A 22,705-nucleotide genomic window follows, 5' to 3' on the forward strand; every position below is an offset into this window, starting at 1 on the left:
ATGGAACAGGAACGTTCACGAGTCATCCAGGAATTCGTACCAGGGAAACAGGTCACGTTGGCTCATGTAATCGCAAACCCTGACCCAATGCTCTATACCAAGCTAGGTATCAATGAGGCCGGTGCGATCGGCATCTTGACTTTGACGCCTACCGAAACAGCCATTATTGCCGCGGATATTGCGACAAAGGCTGCTGGCGTCGAGCTTGGGTTTCTCGATCGTTTTACAGGTTCACTGATTGTCGTAGGAGATGTATCCGCTGTTGAGATGGCAGTCGAAGCGGTCAATCAGGTGCTGAGCGAAAAACTGCGGTTTACACCGGCGTTGGTGACGAAATCATGACCGGCCGTGTAATGATTATCGGTGCAATTGAAGCAGGAAAGTCTTCTCTGGTGCGGGCGCTGTTCAATGACGAACAGCCTGCCAGGAAGACCCAAGCGCTCGAATATCGGGACTGGGCAATTGACACTCCGGGTGAGTACAGCGAAAACCCGATGTTTTACCGCACGCTTATGGCTACCTCTCTTGAGGCGAAGGTCATTGTGATGGTGCAGGATGCTACGCGGGAGCGCAATTATTTCCCTCCTGGCTTTTCGCAAGGGTTTCCGCAATCATGCATCGGGGTCATTACCAAAATGGATCATCCTGATGCCAACGTGGAGAGGGCAGAACAATTCCTGCGTCAATCGCTCGGCAATGCGAAAATTTTCCGGACCTCCTCGCTCACGAGTGAGGGAGTGCCAGAATTGCGAGCGTATTTGCAAGAAATTGTAAACGAGTAGCGTGATTAACCAGTATTACACCCCTTTCCGCCGTAGCGTGTCTGTGAGAAAATGAGGTCATATCAACTCCTAGCAGGTGAAAAGAGGTTCACATGCAATCAATACGAGAAGTGTGCAAAGCGTCCACGACGTTGAGTGATGACGACATTCGGATTGTGGAGGATCTGGCTTCCAAGCTTCAGATTTTTGCTGATCTGTCTCAAGCGGACATGTTTATCGATTGTCCGACGGTAGATCGGAGCGCGGCGATGGTAGTCGCACAAGCTGCACCGAGTACGGCACGCTCCATGTACAGTGGATCGGTCGTAGGGCATTTGGCGACGGCGATTAATGAGCCGGCCGTTATGTATTGCCTGACTACAGGCAAGCCCGTCATCGGTTCACGTGGGGTTTCACAGGAGCAGGTCGTGATGCGGCAAAGTGTCGTACCCATTACGAATGCGGCTGGAAAAACAATCGGGACCTTGATAACTGAACAAGATATATCCAAACAGGTAGAACAGGAAAAGAACGTCGAAATGCTCAAGGAAACAACGGAGCAGTTAAGTGAGACGCTCATCCAGTTCGCTGTGCCTGATCTGCCCATTTCGTCGCTGTTGCACGAGGGCATGATTTTGTTTGATCAGAGTGGGATTATCACGTATGCCAATGGCCGTGCCCACAAGCTGCTCTCCTTGATTGGCTTTGAGAGGCCGGAAAAGGGAGAGAGCATCGAACGTATTTTTTCCTGGAGAGTTACCCCGGAGAATTTTGTACGCAACGGGGGTTATATTCAGGAGGAGCTGTCAAAAGGCAAACATTTTATCATGATGAAAGCGGTTTCGTCCGTACGCAAGCAAGACATCATCGGGGGATTCATTCTCCTGCGAGACATATCGGACATTCGGGAAAAAGAAAAGCAATTAATGATCAAATCCGCGGTGATCAAAGAGATTCACCATCGGGTCAAAAACAATTTGCAAACCATCTCTAGCCTGTTGCGCCTGCAAATGCGGCGTTCACAGTCCAACGAGATTGAAAAAGTATACCGGGAAAGCATCAATCGCATCAACAGCATCGCCATTATTCACGAGTACTTGGCACAGGATGGTCTGGAGCAGATTGACTTCAAAGAGATTTTAACCAAAATATCGAAAATAATCGTCTCTTCGATGAGACGTTCTGAGCAAGCTATACACGTCGTGGTGACGGGCGAATCGGTGTATCTGCCGTCCAACAAAGCAACATCGTTTGCCTTGATCGTCACCGAGCTGATTCAAAATTGCATGATTCATGGTTTTCACGAGCAGCAAGAAGGGAAAATCTCTATTGCACTGGTTGCCAAGGAAGACTTCGTTAGTTTGTCTGTGACAGATGACGGAGTAGGCATCGAGGACATGGAGCAAATCCACAAAAAGGGCCATCTCGGCCTGAAAATTGTCGATACACTGGTCAGGGAAGACCTCGAAGGCACGATGCATTTCCGCAACACTGGGAACGGAACAGAGGTTACCATACTCTATCCGATCCAAAAGGAGGATGAAGATGACACAGCCGAAGATTATGGTGGTTGATGACGAGCCGATTATTCGCATGGATTTGCGCGAGATGCTCGAAAATGAAGGGTATTTAGTGGTTGCCGAAGCGAAAAACGGAGAAGAGGCAGTCGAACAGGCCCATCGTCACAAGCCCGATCTGATCATCATGGATGTGAAAATGCCTGTCTTGAATGGTATCAAGGCAAGCAGTATCATTCGTTCCTTTTCAGACAGTTCCATTCTCCTTTTGACGGCTTATAGCCAAAAGGAACTCGTCCAGGATGCCAGAAAAGCGGGTGTGACGGCTTACTTGGTGAAGCCGGTGTCGGAGGATGACTTGATTCCCGCAGTAGAAATCGCGCTTAGTCAAAAGGAAAAAGTCGTTTCCCTGAAGAAGGATATAAATGATCTGAAGCAAAAGATCGAGGATCGCAAGGCAGTGGAAAAGGCAAAAGGAAAGCTGATGAGTGCCCTATCCTTGGAAGAGGATGCGGCTTACAAATGGATGCAGCAAGTAAGCATGCAACGGCGCATGCCGCTTGTGAAGCTGGCAGAGGAAATCTTGTCGGGCGAGCAGGCCATTTTTTCGCAAAGCTAGAACTGACGTTATCATAAAAAGCAGTGACAAGTAGATACGAAGAGAGCAAAGGCGCTTGAATCAGACCGGGAGCAAGGAACCGGCTGTTCAAGCGTTTTTTCGTAGGGCCCGTCTGACACGCCAATGGTTCAAGGAGGTTCATATGGACGAACAATGGATCCAAAGCGTCGGGATCGATGTGGGAACAAGCACGACCAAAATGATCGTAAGCCGATTGCGATTGGGTCGCATGTCCAGCACGTTTTCGCTGCCGCGTTATCAGATCGTGGAGCGACAATTGCTGTATGCGAGTGAAGTGCATTCCACACCGCTCATCGGATTTGATGAAATCGATGCTGACGGAATCGGAGCGATTCTTGCAGCCGAGTACGACAAGGCACAAATCAGCTTGTCTCAAATCAAGTCCGGGGCGGTCATCATTACCGGAGAAACAGCCAGCAAAAAGAACGCACAGCATATCGTTCATCTGCTGGCAGAACGCTCCGGGGATTTCGTGGTAGCGACAGCAGGTGCTGACCTCGAAGGCGTGCTGGCGGGCAAGGGCGCTGGCGCAGAAAAACGCTCGCAAGCCATGCAAGGTGTGATCGTCAATGTCGATATTGGCGGAGGAACAGCGAATGCAGCCTACTTCCAACGTGGCCGGGCGATTGCGACGGTAACGTTCCACGTCGGAGGAAGACTGATCCGTCTCAGTCCGCAAGGTGTCGTTCAATACGTGTCGCCGAACATTCAACAATGGCTGACGGCAAAAGGACTGCGTATTCAAGTCGGACAGGAAATCGGATTCGCGCAGCTCACAGAGGTTGCCGAACAGCTGGGACGCAGTATGCTCGATTATTTGACGGGGAAAGAGCGCCAAGTGTCAGGCTTGCTTGTAGTGGGACCGCATTTGCGCGATTCCATCCCTGTTGACGAATTGACTGTCTCAGGCGGTGTGGGTCTGCTTATGAGCGGACCTCCCGTCCAAAATATTTCGGATGCGAGCCGATACGGCGATTTCGGCCCACTGCTCGGTTATGTCCTCCAGCAGGAGCGCGAAAAAGGAACGTATCCGGTACAGTGGCTAGACCCGGATCAAACGGTACGGGCAACGGTAATTGGCGCGGGGATGCAGAGTACGGAGATTAGTGGTTCAACCGTGCATATCAAGCCGGATCTGCTACCGATTAAAAATATTCCGATTCTCAAGCTGGAGCTTACCGAGGAACAATTGGCAGATGCCACACGACTGCGACAGGAAGTGGCTGCGATCTACCAATTGGGTGAGCGTCTGTTTGAAAAAACGACAGGGATTCCTTTCGCACTCGCGATCTCCGGCATCGGGTACTGCTCGTACGCTCTGCTGCAGACGCTGTCCCAGGAGCTGTCGGAGCAATACCGGGCGACTTTCCCCGAGAGTCAAACCATGGTTGTGATCTGTGAAACAGATATGGCGAAAGCGCTCGGGCAGGCCTTGGCGCTGCGTTGCAAAGGGGCACCGGAAATCATTTGCATCGATCAGGTGCGTGTGGAATACGGCGATTACATCGATCTCGGTGAGCCGATCTCGGGAACGATCATTCCCGTCGTCGTCAAAACACTTGCATTTGATGAGAGGCCGTAACGTAAGAAGGGGTGGACGTGATGAACACGAAAACGACTGTGCTTGGACAGACCTATCAATTTCGCGATTTGAAAGAAGTTTTCGCGAAAGCTAATGAAGATAAATCAGGCGACCAGCTGGCTGGTATCGCCGCTGCTGATTCCCGGGAACGTGTAGCTGCCAAGCAAGTTTTGGCTGACCTGACATTGGCGGATATCCGCAACAATCCGATGGTTCCGGCAGAAGAAGACGAAGTATCACGTGTGATCGAAGAAGGCATCAACGAAAAGATTTACAATGAAATCAAAAACTGGAGTGTAGCTGAGCTGCGCGAGTACATTTTGAGCCATCAAGCAGGCGACAATGAACTCAAGCGAATCAGCCGCGGCTTGTCCAGTGAGATGATCGCAGCGACTGCCAAGCTCATGAGCAATCTCGACTTGATTACGGCTGCGTCCAAGATCAAAGTTGTGACGCATGCCAACACAGCAATCGGTCAGAAGGGCGTACTGGCTTCTCGTGTACAGCCGAACCATCCATCTGATAACGTACAAGGCATCAAAGCGTCTCTGTACGAAGGACTGAGCTACGGAATCGGCGATGCGGTTATCGGGATCAACCCGGTTATCGATACAGCGGACAGCGTCAAGGATATTTTGAACATGACCAAAGACGTGATGGCCAAGTTTGATATCCCGACGCAAAACTGCGTATTGGCTCACGTATCCACACAAATGCGTGCCATCCGTAATGGGGCACCAGCAGACTTGATCTTCCAAAGTTTGGCGGGCAGTGAAAAAGGAAACAAGGCATTTGGTATTGATGTAGCACTGTTGGATGAAGCAGATGAGCTGATGCGCAAAGAAGGCACCTCCTACGGGCCGAACTTCTGGTATTTCGAGACAGGCCAAGGCTCAGAGCTGTCTGCCGAGGCGCATCACGGCATGGACCAGGTAACAATGGAAGCGCGTTGCTACGGACTTGCTCGCAAGTACAATCCGTTTATCGTGAACACAGTAGTTGGCTTCATTGGACCTGAGTATTTGTACGACAGCCGTCAAGTGATCCGTGCTGGACTGGAAGACCACTATATGGGCAAAATGCACGGTTTGCCGATGGGCTGTGACGTATGCTACACGAACCACATGAAGGTCGATCAAAACGACATGGACAATCTCGGCATTTTGCTCTCGTCGGCAGGGGTTAACTTCGTAATCGGCGTAGCGATGGCAGACGATGTCATGCTCAACTATCAATCGACGAGCTTCCATGATATTGCGGCATTCCGTGAAGTGATGGGACTTCGACCTGCTCCTGATTTTGAAAAATGGCTGGAGAAAATGGGCATCATGGAAAACGGTAGGCTGACTGCAAAAGCAGGCGATCCGACAATCTTCATGTAAGATCAGGAGGTGAAAGACGGATGGAACAACAATTAGATTTCTTGGTAGATAAAGTAGTAGCCGAGCTGCAAAAGAAGCTGGGTGAGGCAACAGAACAAGCTCCGTCACCAAAAGCAGAGACAGGCTTGATCCAACTGAGATCGGAGCCAAAGGCAGAGCCAGTAGCAAATGCGACAGCCGCACCGACACCGGCTTCTGTAGTGAATGAGCAGCCTGCTCCATCGACAGAACCAGAGAGAACCACACATGTACCGAATCCGAAGTACAAGGAAGGCTTGGATGAATTGCTGTCCAGCACGCCAGCGCGCATCGGGGTTTGGCGTACAGGTGTGAGACCTTTGACCAAAACCATGCTCGAATTGCGTCGCGACCATGCTGCGGCTGTAGATGCTGTATACGGTGAAGTCAGTCAAGCGGTGCTCGACCAGTTCTCCCTGTTCACAGTGGAAACACAGTATGACAACACCGAAAACTATTTGAAGCGTCCGGATATGGGGCGTGTCCTCACCGAGGAAGGCGTACGCTTGCTGCAAGAGCGCGGACAAAAGAAGCCACAGGTACAAATCGTCGTTTCAGACGGCTTGAGTGCCGCTGCGGTGGATGCGAACCTGAAAGACGTGCTTCCATCTCTGATGGACTCTCTGAAAAGCTACGGACTGACCTGCGGCACTCCGTTTTTTATCAAGGGCGGACGCGTAGCCAGTATGGATCACGTCGGCGAGATTTTGGAGCCAGAAGTATTGGTGCTCTTGATCGGAGAACGTCCAGGATTGGTTACGGCACATTCCATGAGTGCGTACATGTGCTACCGTCCACGCAAAGGTATGGTAGAATCAGAGCGTACAGTGATCTCGAATATTCATCGTCAAGGTACATCTCCGGTTGAGGCGGGGGCCCACATCGGGACAATCCTCTCCAAAATGCTGGAGCAAAAAGCAAGTGGTGTAAAACTAGTCTTGTAACATGACGAGGAGGATCCAGCATGACATTCCGCAGAAAAAAAGTAGCCGTAATCGGTAGTGGTTTTACGGGAGCGACAACTGCGTTCATCATGGCGCAAAAAGAGCTGGCTGACATCGTATTGGTCGATATCCCTCAATTGGAAAACCCAACGAAGGGGAAAGCACTCGACATGATGGAAGCTTCTCCAGTTCTCGGCTTCGATGCTAGCATTACAGGTACTTCTGACTACAAAGACATCGAAGGCTCCGATATCGTAATCATCACAGCAGGGATTGCACGCAAGCCAGGTATGTCCCGCGACGACTTGGTAGCAACGAATGCAGCCATCATGCGCTCGGTTGCTGAGCAAGTGAAAACATATGCACCAAACTCCATCGTACTCATCCTGTCCAACCCGGTAGATGCGATGACCTATACATTCTACAAAACGTCCGGCTTCCCGAAACACCGCGTAATCGGTCAATCCGGCGTACTGGATACAGCTCGCTTCCGTACGTTCGTAGCGATGGAACTGAATGTATCGGTGAATGACGTAACAGGCTTCGTATTGGGCGGTCACGGTGACGACATGGTACCACTCCTGCGTTACTCCTACGCTGGCGGCATCCCACTCGAAAAATTAATCCCACAAGATCGTCTGGACGCTATCGTCGAGCGTACACGCAAAGGCGGCGGCGAAATCGTAGCTCTCTTGGGCAACGGTTCCGCTTACTATGCACCTGCGGCCGCTCTGGTAGAAATGGCAGAAGCGATCTTGAAAGACCAGAAGCGCATCCTGCCATCCATCGCTTTGCTCCAAGGCGAGTATGGCTACAACGATATATACCTGGGCGTACCAACCCTCTTGGGTGGAAACGGTATCGAGCAAGTCATCGAGCTGGATCTGACTGCTGCTGAGAAAGCAGCCTTGGATAAATCCGCAGATTCCGTTCGTGCGGTTATGAAAGTAGCTATGCAATAAGCACAGTATGAAAATGAAAGCTTCGCCAGATATCTTGGCGGAGCTTTTTTTACAATGTGGCTATAGTAGCTGTAGTGGTGAGGAAGAAGCGGATTTCCAGTCTACGCTTCGGCCTACGCCCTGCTGAGGGCGGGTACTGTTCGCTCCGAGGGAGCGCGGACTGGAAATCCGCTTCTTCCTACGAGGCTGTATTCGCATGAAAGCTGATTCAACTGATTCAATTGAGTGTAATTGTCACGAAGTGCAAACACCTGTAAGACATTGGAGGAATTGTGCGAAGAGTGACGAACTAGATTACAGAAATGTTAAGGATTGTAAAGAAAAATCTATCAAAAAAATATATTTTGTTGTAAAATTAAGGAAAAAAGTAGGGGTTGATTCTTTATGGGGGGGCTGCAAGGGACGATGCACTGGTCGCTGCGGTCAGAAATTGAAAGACACCGTAGAGAGTGCGGCTATACCTTGAGTAAATTAGGTGAATTAACGGGAATCAACCATGGGAGTTTAAGCGAAATCTTGAACGGAAATCCACCGCGGGCTATGACCATTGGTCAATTAGATGCGCTAGCGGCGGTGTTTGGTCGCGAGCCAGGTTGGTTGTACGAATTGTATACGGAAGAATGCATAACAGAGGGGCGAATATCGCGTCCTCGGTTGATACCTTATTTAGTTCGATGCGCGGAGGTTGGGCGGAAAGATTGCATCGAAGAGGTTGTTCCTAAATTGTTGGACAACCCTAAAAATATTTCGACTCTCTTTTTAGTGGCGGAACAGCTATATGAAAGTGGGAAACAAAAAGAGTCCGTACCTTTTTATCAGGCTGTCGTTGATAGCGAGAAGGATGGACATTCTGACCAATTCGTAATGAGTCAATATCGATTGTTTCGGGCTGCACTCGGGACCAATTCTGAAGAAAATGGGGAGGCAGTTATTCGGTTTGCTCCCTATCGGAATAGGCTTCCTGAGAACTATCAGTTGGATGCTTTATTTCAATTAGCGCGGGTTTGTTTCGCTTTACAGAAATGGAAGAAATCAGAGCAGTATGCAGATGAGTTGCGGTTTCTTGCAGAAACGATTTACATACATGAGTTGGATAGGTTGAAAAGAAACAAAAAGAGTGAGTTACCTGAGACAGACAGGCACTTGGTCTTTTATTATGCAATAGGACACCTATTCAAGGGCGCGGCATTGGAAATGCAAGGCCTGTATGCACAGGCAAAAACATATGTACAAGGTTACGCTGATTTGGGATGGTTTGAATTACTGGATGAAGTCGGGCACCAAGAGGTAGAAAAGTTCCGTGTTTGGGCAAAGGCAAACTTATACACATTAGAGGTACTAGCTGGCAATACAAGCATTATTGAGGAGTATGCAGACTATCTTGAAAGTCTTCCTACGAATGAAATACTTGCTGGTTTAATTTCTATTATGAAATCAGCTAATACGTACCAATTTTGTGTGGATGAGATATTAGAACGTTTTTCTTCGCATATTGCTAGTTTCGGTCAATTTAAAGAGGCTATTGGATTGGACAGACATCTCCAGTTTCGATATCAGACATCCATTTATGAGTTTGATAAAGGACGGATAGAAAGAGGAATCGAAGAAACTTTACGTTGCCTTTCCCTAGCAGATTTGATGAATCGATATGACGATACTCTTAAATGCGTAGCATTATTTGAAGAATATCGGCAGTATGCATCCACAACACAAGTGGAACAGTATCGAACAATTGTAACGGGTAAAAGAGCGATCTGATTATCCAAAGCTACATAGGGGTACCTAGTATTACATTCTCAAAGATGCACTGCAACAGTTATAGTTATGTTAGAGAATAGCGCTGATGCTTAGGATTTAGCATTACCCAGATTGTTGCATGTAAAATGTTATAAAGTAGAAAGAGGGGGATTAAAAAGATGAAGGGACTTATTCTCGCATTTTTTATTACGTTTGGACTTCTCGCAGGTATCCCGATTGATTTTGATTCAAGCCATTCCAACATGTATACAGCCAAGGCAAATCAGCATGGAACTGATGCTTAGGAATTTTACTGGGATTCTGGTTGTTAAATAGAGTGTTCTCCCCCCAAAACATCCCTCCGATGGGATGTTTTTTCTATTCAATTTTTCTTAATCGGTGAATTTCTGCACATCCCTGTATAGTAAATATATGTAATAAAATGTAAAAGAGAGGGGGCGTTGGACATTACTGCTATCGCAAATATTTTAGATAGGGATGTTTCTTTTCACAGTGGAAACTCCCCCAAAAGAGGAGCAGCATCAGCCCCTAAAAGTAAGTGTACGATCCGGGGCATGGTAAAGGAAATCGGTTGCCACTTAGAGTTGGATAATAGAATTGAACAGCTACGACAGGAAATGATGGAATTGGCAGGAAGGTATGGTCTTTCACATGATAAAGTTTTGGCTGTAAGCCAACAATTGGATAAATATATTGTCATTGCACAAAACAGATTGAAAACGGAAAAGTAAGGATAAGGTTACTTCTTCTCACACCTCAAGGCCCCAAAAACCCTTCCGTTACCCCATTGTCCGGGTATCTGCTGACTCCTAGGTCAAAATGTTATGAACTAGATGACGAAATGCTAGGAAGGTAAAGTAGTGTATTTCGAAAAAATGTAAAATAAAGTAAAAACGAAGGGATGAACCTTTATGGTAGGGCTGCAAGGGACATTGTATCAGTCACTGCGGTCAGAAATTGAACAATGTCGGAGAAAGCACGGTTATACATTAAGCAAACTGGGTGAATTAACGGGCATTAACCCCGGTATCTTGAGTGAGATATTAAATGGAAATCCCCCGAGGGCTATGACCATAGGGCAATTAGATGCGTTCGCTGAGGTATTTGGACGTGAGCAGGGTTGGTTATATGAATTGTATACAGAAGAATGTTTATCGGAGCAGAGAATATCGCGCCCACGATTAATTCCTTATTTGACTCGATGCGTGGAGGTTGGGAGAAAGGATTGCATAGAGGCTGCCGTTCCCATATTGCTGGAGAATCCGAAAAATATCTCAATTTTGTTTGCACTTGCAGAACAGCTATATGAGAAAGGGCAACGGAAAGAATCGGTGTCCTTTTATGAATATGTCATTGAGAATGAGAAAGATAGCTTTTCTGACCACTTTGTGATGAGTCAGTACAGGCTCTTTCGAATAGTCGTACAAGGAACGAATTTTGAAGAAAATTTGAAAGCAGTTATTCGATTTGATCCGTATCGAAGGCGCTTACCGGAAAATATCCAGTTGGATGCTCTTCTGCAATTGGCCAATGTTTGTTATACGTTGCATAAGTGGAGGCAAATGGAGCATTATGCAGATGAATTAAGAGAATTGTCTACAATTGTCTATGAGGATGAGTTGCGGAGGCGAAAAAACAACATACCGAGTGAAATGTTACCAACAGAACGTCATCTGGTTGTGTACTATGGACAATCATTTCTCATTAAAAGTATAGCATTAGAAAAACAGGAGTTGTATGTAGAAGCGAAGCGATATGTTGAAGGATATGCTGATTTAAGCTGGTTTGAACTCTTGGATGAAGTTGGACAAATCGAGGTGCAGAAATTTCGAACATGGGCAACAGCCAATTTGTACACATTGAATATCCTGATGGGGGATGGTGACGTCATCCCTGAGTATATTCAATTCCTGGATGATCATCCAAAAGAAATACTTTCCGGTTTAGTAACAATTGTGAAAGCGGCCAATGAACATGGTTTTTCCATCGATTCAATATTTGATAAGTTTGCAGAAAATATAGATAGTTTCATAGGACGCATAGACGCTATCGGCATGAGTGAACATATCCAGTTTCGGAATGAAATGGCGAAATACTTACTAGAAAAAGAGAAGTATGCAGAGGGGCTTAATGAAACGTTTCAGTGTCTCTCTTTATCGGATATTACTAAAAACTATAACAATTATAGCAGTTTGTTCAAATTATGGGTGTGGGTATCAAAGTCGTTAGTGGATAAGCAACAAAGTAGGCAGGGTGATATATGTTAGGCTAAAAATATCCGAATTAGAGGATATTTTTCTATTTGGATATTAGAAACTGCTAGTTCCTTTAAAATTCATAAAATAAAAAACAAGGGAATTATGCTATATGGGGGGCGCAAGGGACATTGTATCGGTCGCTGCGGTCAGAAATCGAACAAAATCGGAAAAAGCATGGCTACACATTAAGCAAGCTGGGTGAATTAACTGGCATTAACCCCGGAAGCTTGAGCGAGATTCTAAATGGAAATCCTCCACGTGCCATCACCATTAGTCAGTTAGACACGCTAGCCAAGGTGTTTGGTCACGATCCGGGTTGGTTGTATGAATTATACCCGGAAGAATGTATATCAGAGGGGAGAATATCGCGCCCCCGATTAATACCATACTTGATTCGATGCGTGGAGGTTGGGAGAAAGGATTGCATAGAAGCTACTGTCCCCCAAATGATGGAGAATCCAAAAAACATCTTGATTCTATTTGCCCTTGCAGAGCAGCTATATGAGAAAGGGCAACTGAAAGAATCGGTACCCTTTTATGAGTATGTAATTGAGAATGAGAAAGATAGCTTTTCTGACCACTTTGTGATGAGTCAGTATCGGTTATTTCGTGCTGTACTTGGGACAAATTCAGAAGAAAATTGGGAGAGTGTGATTCGGTTTTCTCCATATCGCAATCGGCTTCCTGAAAACTACCAACTCGATGCTTTATTCCAATTAGCGCGGGTTTGCTATGCTTTGCAAAAGTGGAACAAATCAGGGGAGTACGGTGACGAGTTACGGCTTCTTGCGGAAACTGTTCACATGCATGAATTGGACAGGTTGAAGAGAAACAAAAAAGGGGAAACCCTGAAACCAGAGCGCCCACTTGTCTATTATTACGGAATGGGACATTTATATAAAGGTGCAACACTGGAAATGCAAGGACTGTATGAAGAGGCTAAGCAGTATGTGCAGGTTTACGCTGATTTAGGATGGTTTGAATTACTAGATGAAGCCGGACGTAAAGAGGTAGAAAGATTCAAAGTATGGGCAAAGGCGAACTCCTACACTTTGGAGGTTTTGTCTGGCAATACTAGCATCATTGAAGAGTATGCAGACTATCTCGATAGTCTTCCCACCAATGAAGTTCTTGCTGGTTTAAATGCCATTATGAAATCCGCTAACACCTACCATTTTTGCGTGGATGAGATTTTAGAGCGCTTTGCCTCCCGAATTACTAGTTTCGATCAATTTACAGAAGCAATTGGATTGGATCGACATCTTCGGTTTCGATATCAGATGGCTATTTATGAGTTCGGTAAAGGGCGGATAGAGAGAGGAATTGAAGAAACGATATATTGTCTTTCTCTAGCGGATTTGTTAAATCGACATGACGAGGCTCTTACATACATAACCCTGTTTGGATGGTTAGGAAATTTGAATAAGCGAATAGGGAACCAAAACGAGTTAGGTGGCTAGCATCCTGTTAAGTCATTGTGAATAAATCGTAGATTGATGAAACATCCTCTGCCAGGATGTTTTTTTTATTCCATTTTTTGCAGTTGGTAAAAACCTGCATATCAATTTATGGTTAATTATGTAATAACTATCAAAATAAGGGGAGGAGAATGCTCTATGAAGCAATAGCAATCTAAGAACATCTTTAAAAGAGGAGCCACAGGTGCTACTAAAACCAAGTGTATAATCCGGTAGTAAAGGAAGTAGGGTGAGACTTATAGCAGCAATTGCATTTAAAAAGGGCGTTCCACCCCTTCGACAGGTAAAAGGAACGCCCGCAGGAGGAGAAGTTAAAACTCCTATAAGTAAATGTATCACGCTTCCTCTAGATCGAGAAGGAGTAACCTATCACGATATTGATCATTTGAAAAACATTGTGGAACAATTGCGAGAACAACTGGTGCAATTGTATTTAGAGAAGAATGATTTCTTGGATGATGAAGTCGTGGAATTAAGTCAGCAATTGGATCGGTACATTCAGGTAATTCAATCAAAAATGATGCAAAAAAATAGGATATAAAGTGTTTTTGTTACAGGAGGAATTCCACACGTTTCGAAGGGAGAATACTCAAATTTTGAGGGGGTAAACCGAAAGGAGGAGCTTTCACAACGGGTAATGCCCATTATTAAATACTCCGCTGTATATCTGTCACTTTGTCAAGATACACTGTATTCCAAACGCTAATTGCGTTAATCAGAATGTTTAATGCACTCGCGCGCGCTCGTAGAGGCTCTATGTCAAGTGTCATACAAACAGTAGTAATTTCCAGAAAACTGTTCACTCTTAACCAGCAGAAAGTGTCCATTTTTACTTGACGGTTACATCTGAAAGGCGACTGTACTTGGCAACAAAACAATCAGGTGGAACGTGGTAAGTTCAGACTTTTACGCTCCACACGATGGATTAATCAGAAAATATACTAATTTCAAAAAAGGTAGAAAATAATTTGACTTAACGTTTTTTGAAAGGTAATATACGGTATGTATTAACAGTAATTGGAAGGAGATGTTTCGAAGTGAGTTTAAAATTGGGCAAAGTACAAGCTCTCTTGACAACAAGCGCACTAGTTTGTGTCCTAGCGATGCCTCAGACAATTATGGCAGAAGGTACAGGAGATAATCCAAACTTTACTGAGGATATCAAGACAGAAGAAGATTTGAAGTGGATGGAAGAAAAAGAGAAACTGGTTAGCGAGTACATTGACGAGAAATATAAAAAAAATAAAGGTATTCGCGTTCTTGGTGTCGGAGGAACTCGAAACACAATAAGTGTTCCAGAGTTCGAGCAAGAAACTTACTATTACTGTGGGCCAGCAACAGTCAAGCAAGTGCTAGATCACATTAACGGTAATTCTAATAGTCAAGATGATTATGCATCTGAACTTAAGACTCATGACGATAATGGTACAGATTTTTCTATGGTTGATAATGTGTTAAACGATAATCAGAACGACAATAATTATGTTTATAAAACATTCAATTCAGATGAAAAAGATAAATGGCTGAGCAAAATTGAATGGGGAATTGACAATAATTATCCAACTATTTTGGATTTGAAAATTACTTCTAAGTACATGCCAAAATATAGAGAATCAGTTGAGGGTCACATTCTGAATACATCTGGTTATGACTGGGAGGATCATGAGATTCGATTGACAGATCCTTTTGACCAAGGGAATCGTGGTATTACATTAGGTAATACATGGCATCCAGCCGATGGTGTTTGGAAAGCAAATCAAGCCCATTTCCGTGAAGCGATCATTTATTAATGAAGGTATGATATTAGAGTCCTTAGAGTATGAGTGTTACTGCTTTAAGGACTCTGTCTTAGTATTCAATAGCTTCGGAGGGATTAATATGAGAGTGTATCTGCCAGTATTAGCGACTATCCTAGCATTTACAATTAGCTCAGGATGCGAGCCTTCTTCCACAGAAATTTCATCAACTAATAAAACAAATATTCCTCAATTAAATCAAAACACTACTCCTTTAATTCAAGAAAAAGCCGCTCCATCATTGCAAGCTAAAGATACATACATAGATACCTCTGAACTCCCCACAGTAAACAAAGTCTCGGAAAGCGACGCGAATAGCTCTTTTAAAGTCCCTTTTTTTATTCAGGAATATCAATTAGAGCATCCAGATTTTCGTCATGATCTAATTGCACCTCAGTTCGTAAATGAAGATTATATAATATTTGATATGAATCCAAGTGGAAGTAATCAAGCGTCTATCGGATTATTTGATCGAACAACAAAAAAATATAAGAAAATCTATCTTTCCCCTAAAAATACTATAATTAATACCTTAGTTGGAATAAATGATACTTTATTTTGGGTTGAATATGAAAAACAAACCAAAAGAGACAGACCATGGAAGATAATGTCCTATGATCTTAAAAATAAAAAAACGTATCTTGTTAAAAAAGGCATTAGCGATGATGGTACATCAGTTCCTATATTGACGAATACAGACAAGTATTTAACGTGGATAGAGTATGAATTAAAGAATCAAATCATGTGGAGCAGGGCTATGTTATATGACCCTGTTATAAAAGAAACTAAAATTATAGCAGAGGCAAAATTGGATGAAACGAAGGGACGGTATGGACATTTTTTTGCTATTCAACGTCCGAGTGACAACGGAATGCTAATTCACGAGTCGGTTTACACGAAAACGTCAGCTAACGAATCTAAAAAAACATACCAGATTAAATTCTATCCGTATGATATGTCATCGTCAATTTATTTACTTGACGGTAAGGAAATTATTGACTATGTAATAAACAAAAACTGGTTTGTATGGACAGAAGAAGGCAAAGTCACAGTCGCAAGCATGCATGACGGAAAGATAAAATACCAATATTTTGCTGAAAGTGAAAAATTAACGAATGACACGCCTTACATTGTAGATCATTATTTGTTCTATCGTTATGGGATTAATCAGATTTATATTGTTGATTTGAATACGGGCAAACGCCAGAAATTTAGTAAAGACTTTGCTAGCACATCAAAGATTTTTAATTCAGAGAATTACTTATTTTTTGGTCAGTGGGAGCCAAGTGAAAGTACAGGTCGTGCCAAATTTCATGTAATTGATTTATCAAAGTGAATAAAACAGTTGTATTTTGGTATGATCCTTCACTAGCGTTGCATTAAACCTCTCTAATCATTCAAAATACCCATAATTTTTATTTTTAATGTGTTCACGATATAAATAAATTCTTTGAATACATGTAAACAATGTCACAACCATTTATTTAACAGTGATTGTCACATTGTAGTTAAGATAAGTGCAGAATGATGTCTCTACCCCTTTTCACATTGAAATGATGTCTCACCCATAATTGTAATAACAAACAACTAGGTTATTATATTGAATTTTATACAATTTAAGGTAAATCAAGCTTTATAAGGAGTGTGGTTGATCTGCCTAAAATATGTCGTAATGCTTTGCTTGTTGTAGTTCTTAGCTCAATGACTTTACTTGGCTGCTCCAATATATCTGAAAAAACTGAAGATATTCCTGTTAATTCTGCTCAATCGGATACTTTGGAGAAAGTAAAAAATGGGCAATTAGAAGGTGTCTTAATTGGCATTGGAGCAACAAAGAAAGAGGTTCTGGATAAAATCGGAACTCCCGTCAAAAGCGGAAATTCTGAGTATGGATTCACAATATACTATGAGGGTTTTAATTTACAATTCGAAGACTATGCTAATTCAATTGATGAAGTAAAGGATACGAGTAAAGTCGTCCTAATGAATGCCGAACCAAAGACTGTTGGAATGACTGGAAAACCTGAGGAAATCAAAAAAACCTTAGGAGAACCCTCTAGAGAGTTTATGGATGACTCAGGTGATCATACGTTTATATTGGAATACGAAAACAATGGAAACCTACTAAGATTTACGTTTGATTCAAAAGAAAGTCCAGTAAAGTATGTTACCCTTCGAGTCCAATAAGGTAGACTACCTGGCTTATTGTGGCCTGAATTCTGAAAAATTACTGCATAAAAAAAGAGGCGGTTCTCCCGCCTCTTCTCTTTTACTTGTGTACCCCAGTTAACTCGGTTTTTCTACCATTCCGTTTCTGTTCTGTGTTCAATCATTTGCAATACTTTTGGTTCAGCTGCTTTCATCATTTCTTTCAGTGATTGCTCGGTGATTGGTACTCCATCCCCTTGAAGTTGTCCTCTAGCCTGTGTTTCTGCAATCACATCAAGCACTTGTTGTTTCGTGACATTTTTAGATGCTGCAATCTCCACAACAGTTTTACCTTTTGCTAATTCTTGTTTTAATTCTGTCGGGCTGATTTTTAGTAAAGCAAACAGTTTTTCATCATTTAAAAAGTTATCAGCAAAATAATCAGGCTTACCATTTCTAGAGAATAGGCCTTCTACTTTCATGTTTGAAGGTGTATCAGAAGGTGTATCAGCTGTAGGAATACCTACGATCTTAGTAAGACTAATGGTATTGTCCTGAACAAAAACCTGGTAGACCGGTTCTTCGAACATCTCATTGGTGTAATTCAACATCCATGTTTTTTGGTTTGGATTCTCCATTTGCTCTATAGCAACCTTGTATTGTTCGACGTTGCCATACATTTTATTAATAAGATCAGATACCTTCGCCTTGATTTCCTGATCGGTTAACGTAATGAGTGACTTCTCCTTAGGCTCCCAATTCTCTTGAATCACGTGTTCAATCTCACCCGTACTACCGTTTGTATGGAGGGTAATCTTTTTGCCGGTTCCTCCTTTTTCTTGTAGTACGATGCTTGTTTGTTTCATGTTGGTTACATTTTTTCCTTTGGATACATCACCTTGAGCGTTGCTTGCATCGATAATCTCAAACGATTTTGTTTCAGGATATGCGCGATACAGCTTCTCAAGTGTTGATTTGCCAACCTCATCCACCTTGACTTGTTCAGCAGTCATCGGTGTTCTTGTAGGCATGTCAATCACGCCAGAAGCCGCAAATGCTGCAACTGGAATCAAAATCGCAGTAGCAACCACTCCACCAATTAATCGTTTTTTCATAATTACTTCGCTCCTTTTTTGTTGTAAATAATGTGAATCGGATTGTTCTATTTGTTTTCTGAATAAGCAGCTTACACACTATATTGCCTCTTTAGCAGAAAAAGGTTCGGCTCATATTTTATTTTTTTGCATCGTGAGCAGACCCCATATCCATCAAGCCAAGGAAATTACTTTTCACGAAAGAAGAAATCGGAATCCCTCACCCCTATCAGTGGAAGACGGATAAGCGGTGTAAACGGCTTTCGGTGTCAGTGGTTCTTTAGTACCATTTATCAAACTGGTAAAACATGTAAATATATAGAAGGACACATTGGTTGATTGGGAGGTAAGAGAATGAAAAAGTTTACTAAAGTTGCTGCAATCCTACTGCTTGGGGCTATTGTGGTAACTGGCGGTATTTGGACTTCCAACACTTACGCTTCGGTTAATGAGGAAAATGAAGTAAAAGAAACGGTTCAAATCTATTTGGAAGCTCTTGAGAACGGTGACGCTCCAACTATGGTTGAATACACAATTGATGAGCGCTTTGATAATGATAAAGAAAAACAGAAAGTGTACGAAAGTTTTGGTACTCAAAAGATGGATATAGATATGGATACCGTATCGGTAGAAAAGATTGCAGATGAAAAAATGAGTGTTACGTTTCATTATTCGAACGAACATGTTTCGGAAGATATAACTCTTCCAGTTGTTAAAGAAAATGATCAATGGAAAGTAGTAATTGAAAATACAAGATAGTACAATAGCAATCTCTGAACGAGTTTCCGAAGCCGGTTGGCCTGAATAAAAAGACGTAGGAGGTAACAGTATGAAAAAAAGAAATGTAATTCTTTCTGGTCTTCTTTTAGTCAGCGTTGTCTTCGTAGGTAGTAGTCTATACGCGAGTGAAGACATAGAGTCGTATATAAAAGGTAATCACATGAAGGCAATTCATGCTATGGGAATCGAAGTGAAAGCTCAAAATCTGGAAAATATGGCTACTATAACTGATGAGAACGGCAAGAAATGGATTTTCAACGAATTTACTAACAGAACAGCACTTATAGAAACAATGAGAAAAAAGTATGAAGAGGATGTAGCTGGTCCGTTTATCAGCATACATGACGAAATTATGCAACAGTACGCTAAGCCCGGCGATTCCATTCCGACTATTCTGTTGGATGAGACATTAAAAGAAGGCTATTTCGCGTTCATTAGAGAAGATGGGGAAACCTTGTCTTTCAAAATCAAGTATGACAATGGGTCATGGGAATACAAGTTGGAAAAATAATATCGAAATTGCTTCTAGTTAGCTATGTAGCTTTACTACCGATTTATCATTTGGTTGAAAGGGGAGCACTAACGATTAGCATTAAAAATTTTAAATCCACAAAAAAAATAGCACTGGCTACTATTGGTTTTATAACAATTGCAGGACTTGCTGTTTACTATATAGGTGACTTGAAAAAACAAAATTTTCTTTATTCCAGTGATACAGATTATAGAATAGTTTCTGGTGAAGCAATGTTTACTGAGACATTCACTGACGTGAAGGGTCTGGCTGAAAATGCAGATATCATTGCCGAAGCTGAAGTTATTTCTCAAAAAAATAACCCTAATTATGAAAGACTAGATGCGTATCAGTCTCTGAATTAAGATGAACGAAAGTCTATAAAGGTGATGTAGAGATAGATGATACAGTATCTGTGACTGGAAACTGGAGGGGAATTCGATGAAAGAGAGGTGACCAAATATTTCTCAGGAAAGCCAGGATTTGAATTGAATGATTATCTTGGTGATCCTGGAATCATAACGGTAGGGATTGCAGGAAGTATTCCTATGTAAGAAGGAAATACCTATTTTGTTTTCTTAACAGAAGATGACGATGACGTCTATAACATAGTAGGGTCCGTTCAAGGAAAGATTAAAATTAATAGCGAGAACACTCTGGTTTCACAAGTTTCTCCAGAGACAATAGATCAGCATGGTAATCTTTATTTCCTCCAGGAAAATTATTCAGGGCAGAATATGTCTGAACTTAGAAACGAAGTTGAACATCTCATTCTATCCTCTCCCAATTAGCTCCCCAAAGTCTCTCAACCGCAATATCATTACGAAGGAGATAGAAAAAGGAGATCACGGATAATTACAAAGGAACCGGGAGCCTGGTGCTCCCTATTTTTGTTGTAATGGCATAGCGGAGCATATTTTCTGTTCAGGGGAAGGGTTTTTCCATGTTTCATATTTTTTCGCCAATGTAACGTGAACCAAACGCCGCGTTCTCGTGAATATACAGTAGAGAAAAAACGAGGGGAGGGAACGCTGTGGATGAGTGGGAGTTGATTGCCAAATGCCAAGAGGGCGAGCCTGAAGCCTTTGAACAATTGGTCAAGCCCTATCTGGCGATGGCATACCGGACAGCGTACTTGATCATTCATGACAAGCATCTGGCACAGGACGCGGTTCAGGAAGGGCTCATCGAAGCGTATCAGCACATAGACCGACTCGATAAAAAACGGGGAATGGCCTTTCGCAATTGGCTATACCGGATCATTACGTTTCGGGCTCTGAATCTGGTACGCAAGCAGAAGCCTGTGGTGGAATACGAAGAGATGATCCCGGAAGAAGCGTTAACGCCGCTGGACAACGTGATCCAGCGAGAGGAGCAGCATCAAATATGGCAGGCGATTCGCAGCATGAAGGCGGAGCATCGCGCGGTTATTATTCTTTACTATTACGAGGGCTTCAGCGTGTCGGAGATCGCCAAAATTACGGGTTCCTTTGAGGGTACAGTCAAATCACGTATGCACAAGGCCAGGAAGCTGATTGCGCAGCAATTGGACAAGGAATGCATTCCATCTGATTTTTTGCGGGAAGGGGCAATGACGCATGACTAACGAGGAGCGGCAAATTCAAGAGACGCTTAGGAAAGTAGCGGGAGCTGTCGAGACGCCGAGTTTTCAAATGCCAAGCCAGAATAACGCGTTGCAGGTGAGAAGGCGTCCGTTTTACCGAAGCAAAAGATGGGCTTCCATCGGCATCGCTTCCGCTGTCGTACTCGGGCTGCTCGGAACCATGCAAGTGTCCCCAACGTTTGCGGCCTATGTCAAATCGATCTTTGCACAAGGTGTGTTCAACGACGAAGGACTGCAACAGGCGGCGAGACAAGGCTTCTCCGAAACATCGAATCTTTTTGTTACCGATCAAGGGATCACCTTGGAGGTAAAGGAAATCATTGCTGATCCGGCGCAGGTAATAGTAGCTTTAATGATAAAACAGTCGGATGGCCATCAGCTCGGCCCTGAATGGAAGACAGCAAGTAACTCTCAATTCAATGGAGTTGAATTGTTGGATGCCAAAGGGACGGTCATTTCTGACAAGTGGGGAACAGCCTTTGAAGATAATGTCGGATTCATCCGGTTTATCCTTGGGGAAAAAGGACAAGAGCCCCTTCCGAAAACGTTGTCGATGCACTTTGATGAAATTGGAGATATAAAAGGAAACTGGAAGCTGCAAGTTCCGATTACGATGGCAAAAACAACGGCCGCAACGACTGTGCTGCCTGTCAATCAAACGCAAGTGACGAAGCATGGATTGAGGATGACCTTACATCAGATCGTCAACACGCCAACGACCACCCGAATTGAGTTGGAAACACAATGGACAGAGGCGGCCAAAAAACAATTGGAACAAGAAGCGAAAAAGCTAACCGGAAAGACGACGAACCCTGATTATGCTCCATTTCTTCCGTATCAGCAATATATGCTGGGATATTACTACGAGGAGGCAGATGGCAGCAAGGGGAAGGAAAGGCGCAAAGAAAGATCTCATCCCATTGATCGCTATGGACATTTCCACTGGATTATGGACGACGATCCGTTGCCAAAAGGCAAATCAAAGACGCTTGTCATAAATAGCTTCCACAAGGCAATACCGTATGATATGAGTGTCACCTTCAAGCCAGATGAGTTGAACAAGAAGCCCGTAATCAAACAAGTGGGAGAAGATATCTTCACGGTGAAAGGCGTCCAGCTGGCAAAAGATGAGTTTTCGGAAAAGCAGCAAATGGTAATGGAGGTTGAGGTACTATCCAAAGATATTTCAGATATTTATTTGCCTTGGTGGGTAGCCCAAGATGGGCAGGGAACCACTTACCGTGCTAGAAGGAGTACTCAATCAACAGGACCTGCTGACCAGTCAGGACGCGAGCGAGTAACGTACAAAATTCGGCTGGAGGACAGCAGTCATCGGGAAGGAGGAGAAATAACCAAGCTCCCGGAGAAGCTTACACTACGACTAGATGCCGTACAGAAAAAATATCCACTCGAGTGGCGAATTCCGGTTACCCATCCATAAAGAGAAAACCG

23 protein-coding genes are annotated in these 22,705 nt (G+C 43.6%); 22 read left to right on the forward strand and 1 reads right to left on the reverse strand.

Annotation, left to right across the window (positions count from 1 at the left end):
• The 17 genes from eutS to M3630_RS14505 all read left to right on the forward strand — a co-directional run bounded on the left by eutS (position 1) and on the right by M3630_RS14505 (position 17,283).
• Positions 1-342 (forward strand): ethanolamine utilization microcompartment protein EutS, encoded by a 342-nt coding sequence (eutS, locus tag M3630_RS14430; protein WP_007720097.1) that lies wholly within the window; start codon positions 1-3, stop codon positions 340-342.
• Positions 339-782, forward strand: a complete 444-nt coding sequence (locus M3630_RS14435; protein WP_088909881.1) for a EutP/PduV family microcompartment system protein — start codon at positions 339-341, stop codon at positions 780-782. Before eutS ends, M3630_RS14435 begins: the two co-directional genes overlap by 4 nt.
• A 92-nt stretch (positions 783-874) precedes the next feature.
• Positions 875-2,335, forward strand: a complete 1,461-nt coding sequence (locus M3630_RS14440) for a sensor histidine kinase (RefSeq protein WP_221867301.1) — start codon at positions 875-877, stop codon at positions 2,333-2,335.
• Complete coding sequence (locus M3630_RS14445) at positions 2,301-2,897, forward strand: ANTAR domain-containing response regulator (RefSeq protein ID WP_441299782.1); 597 nt, start codon at positions 2,301-2,303, stop codon at positions 2,895-2,897. The genes M3630_RS14440 and M3630_RS14445 overlap by 35 nt, the downstream gene beginning before the upstream one ends.
• A 142-nt stretch (positions 2,898-3,039) precedes the next feature.
• Positions 3,040-4,500 carry an ethanolamine ammonia-lyase reactivating factor EutA gene (locus M3630_RS14450; RefSeq protein WP_251252541.1) on the forward strand — a complete coding sequence of 487 codons (1,461 nt, stop codon included), beginning with the start codon at positions 3,040-3,042 and terminating at the stop codon, positions 4,498-4,500.
• A gap of 20 nt (positions 4,501-4,520) precedes the next feature.
• Complete coding sequence (locus tag M3630_RS14455; protein WP_173610338.1) at positions 4,521-5,882, forward strand: ethanolamine ammonia-lyase subunit EutB; 1,362 nt, start codon at positions 4,521-4,523, stop codon at positions 5,880-5,882.
• Between the two features lie 20 nt (positions 5,883-5,902).
• Positions 5,903-6,844, forward strand: a complete 942-nt coding sequence (gene eutC, locus M3630_RS14460) for an ethanolamine ammonia-lyase subunit EutC (protein ID WP_251252542.1) — start codon at positions 5,903-5,905, stop codon at positions 6,842-6,844.
• A gap of 20 nt (positions 6,845-6,864) precedes the next feature.
• Positions 6,865-7,806: a malate dehydrogenase gene (gene mdh / locus M3630_RS14465; RefSeq protein ID WP_251252543.1), complete on the forward strand. Its 942-nt coding sequence runs from the start codon at positions 6,865-6,867 to the stop codon at positions 7,804-7,806.
• 384 nt (positions 7,807-8,190) lie between these two features.
• Entirely contained in the window at positions 8,191-9,564 is a 1,374-nt protein-coding gene (locus M3630_RS14470; RefSeq protein ID WP_142497484.1) for a helix-turn-helix domain-containing protein, read from the forward strand.
• Positions 9,565-9,722: 158 nt separating this feature from the next.
• Positions 9,723-9,848 (forward strand): hypothetical protein, encoded by a 126-nt coding sequence (locus M3630_RS30940; protein ID WP_255675221.1) that lies wholly within the window; start codon positions 9,723-9,725, stop codon positions 9,846-9,848.
• 156 nt (positions 9,849-10,004) lie between these two features.
• A complete protein-coding gene (locus M3630_RS14475) occupies positions 10,005-10,295 on the forward strand; it encodes an aspartyl-phosphate phosphatase Spo0E family protein (RefSeq protein WP_173610340.1) in 291 nt (96 codons plus the stop codon).
• A gap of 180 nt (positions 10,296-10,475) precedes the next feature.
• On the forward strand, positions 10,476-11,831 hold the full coding sequence (locus M3630_RS14480; RefSeq protein WP_251252544.1) for a helix-turn-helix domain-containing protein: 1,356 nt from the start codon (positions 10,476-10,478) through the stop codon (positions 11,829-11,831).
• Positions 11,832-11,929: 98 nt separating this feature from the next.
• On the forward strand, positions 11,930-13,282 hold the full coding sequence (locus M3630_RS14485; protein WP_251252701.1) for a helix-turn-helix domain-containing protein: 1,353 nt from the start codon (positions 11,930-11,932) through the stop codon (positions 13,280-13,282).
• Between the two features lie 247 nt (positions 13,283-13,529).
• Complete coding sequence (locus M3630_RS31175) at positions 13,530-13,841, forward strand: Spo0E family sporulation regulatory protein-aspartic acid phosphatase (protein WP_251252545.1); 312 nt, start codon at positions 13,530-13,532, stop codon at positions 13,839-13,841.
• A 496-nt stretch (positions 13,842-14,337) separates the two neighbouring features.
• Positions 14,338-15,090 carry a C39 family peptidase gene (locus M3630_RS14495; RefSeq protein WP_251252546.1) on the forward strand — a complete coding sequence of 251 codons (753 nt, stop codon included), beginning with the start codon at positions 14,338-14,340 and terminating at the stop codon, positions 15,088-15,090.
• Positions 15,091-15,178: 88 nt separating this feature from the next.
• Positions 15,179-16,432 carry a hypothetical protein gene (locus M3630_RS14500; RefSeq protein WP_251252547.1) on the forward strand — a complete coding sequence of 418 codons (1,254 nt, stop codon included), beginning with the start codon at positions 15,179-15,181 and terminating at the stop codon, positions 16,430-16,432.
• Between the two features lie 308 nt (positions 16,433-16,740).
• Positions 16,741-17,283 (forward strand): YjgB family protein, encoded by a 543-nt coding sequence (locus M3630_RS14505; RefSeq protein WP_251252548.1) that lies wholly within the window; start codon positions 16,741-16,743, stop codon positions 17,281-17,283.
• A gap of 113 nt (positions 17,284-17,396) precedes the next feature.
• Here M3630_RS14505 and M3630_RS14510 read toward each other — a convergent pair whose 3' ends face one another.
• Positions 17,397-18,359, reverse strand: a complete 963-nt coding sequence (locus M3630_RS14510; RefSeq protein ID WP_251252549.1) for a hypothetical protein — start codon at positions 18,357-18,359, stop codon at positions 17,397-17,399.
• A gap of 333 nt (positions 18,360-18,692) precedes the next feature.
• Between M3630_RS14510 and M3630_RS14515 the strand changes: the two genes are divergently transcribed.
• The 5 genes from M3630_RS14515 (at position 18,693) to M3630_RS14535 (ending at position 22,694) form a co-directional block, all read left to right on the forward strand.
• Positions 18,693-19,097: an Rv0361 family membrane protein gene (locus M3630_RS14515; RefSeq protein ID WP_251252550.1), complete on the forward strand. Its 405-nt coding sequence runs from the start codon at positions 18,693-18,695 to the stop codon at positions 19,095-19,097.
• A 70-nt stretch (positions 19,098-19,167) separates the two neighbouring features.
• On the forward strand, positions 19,168-19,629 hold the full coding sequence (locus M3630_RS14520) for a hypothetical protein (RefSeq protein WP_251252551.1): 462 nt from the start codon (positions 19,168-19,170) through the stop codon (positions 19,627-19,629).
• On the forward strand, positions 19,605-19,994 hold the full coding sequence (locus M3630_RS14525) for a hypothetical protein (RefSeq protein WP_251252552.1): 390 nt from the start codon (positions 19,605-19,607) through the stop codon (positions 19,992-19,994). The genes M3630_RS14520 and M3630_RS14525 overlap by 25 nt, the downstream gene beginning before the upstream one ends.
• Before the next feature lie 668 nt (positions 19,995-20,662).
• Complete coding sequence (locus M3630_RS14530; RefSeq protein WP_251252553.1) at positions 20,663-21,235, forward strand: RNA polymerase sigma factor; 573 nt, start codon at positions 20,663-20,665, stop codon at positions 21,233-21,235.
• Positions 21,228-22,694, forward strand: coding sequence for a DUF4179 domain-containing protein (locus M3630_RS14535; protein WP_251252554.1), 1,467 nt, complete (start codon positions 21,228-21,230; stop codon positions 22,692-22,694). The genes M3630_RS14530 and M3630_RS14535 overlap by 8 nt, the downstream gene beginning before the upstream one ends.
• Positions 22,695-22,705: the final 11 nt, after the last annotated feature.

The organism is Brevibacillus sp. MER 51 (genome assembly GCF_023714195.1).
Classification (GTDB): Bacteria; Bacillota; Bacilli; order Brevibacillales; family Brevibacillaceae; genus Brevibacillus.

What these genes read in the sequence shown, in the direction of transcription:
- eutS (WP_007720097.1), top strand. Translation starts at nt 1, where the DNA reads ATGGAACAGGAACGTTCACGAGTCATCCAGGAATTCGTACCAGGGAAA.
- M3630_RS14435 (WP_088909881.1), top strand. Translation starts at nt 339, where the DNA reads ATGACCGGCCGTGTAATGATTATCGGTGCAATTGAAGCAGGAAAGTCT.
- M3630_RS14440 (WP_221867301.1), top strand. Translation starts at nt 875, where the DNA reads ATGCAATCAATACGAGAAGTGTGCAAAGCGTCCACGACGTTGAGTGAT.
- M3630_RS14445 (WP_441299782.1), top strand. Translation starts at nt 2,301, where the DNA reads ATGAAGATGACACAGCCGAAGATTATGGTGGTTGATGACGAGCCGATT.
- M3630_RS14450 (WP_251252541.1), top strand. Translation starts at nt 3,040, where the DNA reads ATGGACGAACAATGGATCCAAAGCGTCGGGATCGATGTGGGAACAAGC.
- M3630_RS14455 (WP_173610338.1), top strand. Translation starts at nt 4,521, where the DNA reads ATGAACACGAAAACGACTGTGCTTGGACAGACCTATCAATTTCGCGAT.
- eutC (WP_251252542.1), top strand. Translation starts at nt 5,903, where the DNA reads ATGGAACAACAATTAGATTTCTTGGTAGATAAAGTAGTAGCCGAGCTG.
- mdh (WP_251252543.1), top strand. Translation starts at nt 6,865, where the DNA reads ATGACATTCCGCAGAAAAAAAGTAGCCGTAATCGGTAGTGGTTTTACG.
- M3630_RS14470 (WP_142497484.1), top strand. Translation starts at nt 8,191, where the DNA reads ATGGGGGGGCTGCAAGGGACGATGCACTGGTCGCTGCGGTCAGAAATT.
- M3630_RS30940 (WP_255675221.1), top strand. Translation starts at nt 9,723, where the DNA reads ATGAAGGGACTTATTCTCGCATTTTTTATTACGTTTGGACTTCTCGCA.
- M3630_RS14480 (WP_251252544.1), top strand. Translation starts at nt 10,476, where the DNA reads ATGGTAGGGCTGCAAGGGACATTGTATCAGTCACTGCGGTCAGAAATT.
- M3630_RS14500 (WP_251252547.1), top strand. Translation starts at nt 15,179, where the DNA reads ATGAGAGTGTATCTGCCAGTATTAGCGACTATCCTAGCATTTACAATT.
- M3630_RS14510 (WP_251252549.1), bottom strand. Translation starts at nt 18,359, where the DNA reads ATGAAAAAACGATTAATTGGTGGAGTGGTTGCTACTGCGATTTTGATT.
- M3630_RS14515 (WP_251252550.1), top strand. Translation starts at nt 18,693, where the DNA reads ATGAAAAAGTTTACTAAAGTTGCTGCAATCCTACTGCTTGGGGCTATT.
- M3630_RS14520 (WP_251252551.1), top strand. Translation starts at nt 19,168, where the DNA reads ATGAAAAAAAGAAATGTAATTCTTTCTGGTCTTCTTTTAGTCAGCGTT.
- M3630_RS14525 (WP_251252552.1), top strand. Translation starts at nt 19,605, where the DNA reads ATGGGAATACAAGTTGGAAAAATAATATCGAAATTGCTTCTAGTTAGC.
- M3630_RS14535 (WP_251252554.1), top strand. Translation starts at nt 21,228, where the DNA reads ATGACTAACGAGGAGCGGCAAATTCAAGAGACGCTTAGGAAAGTAGCG.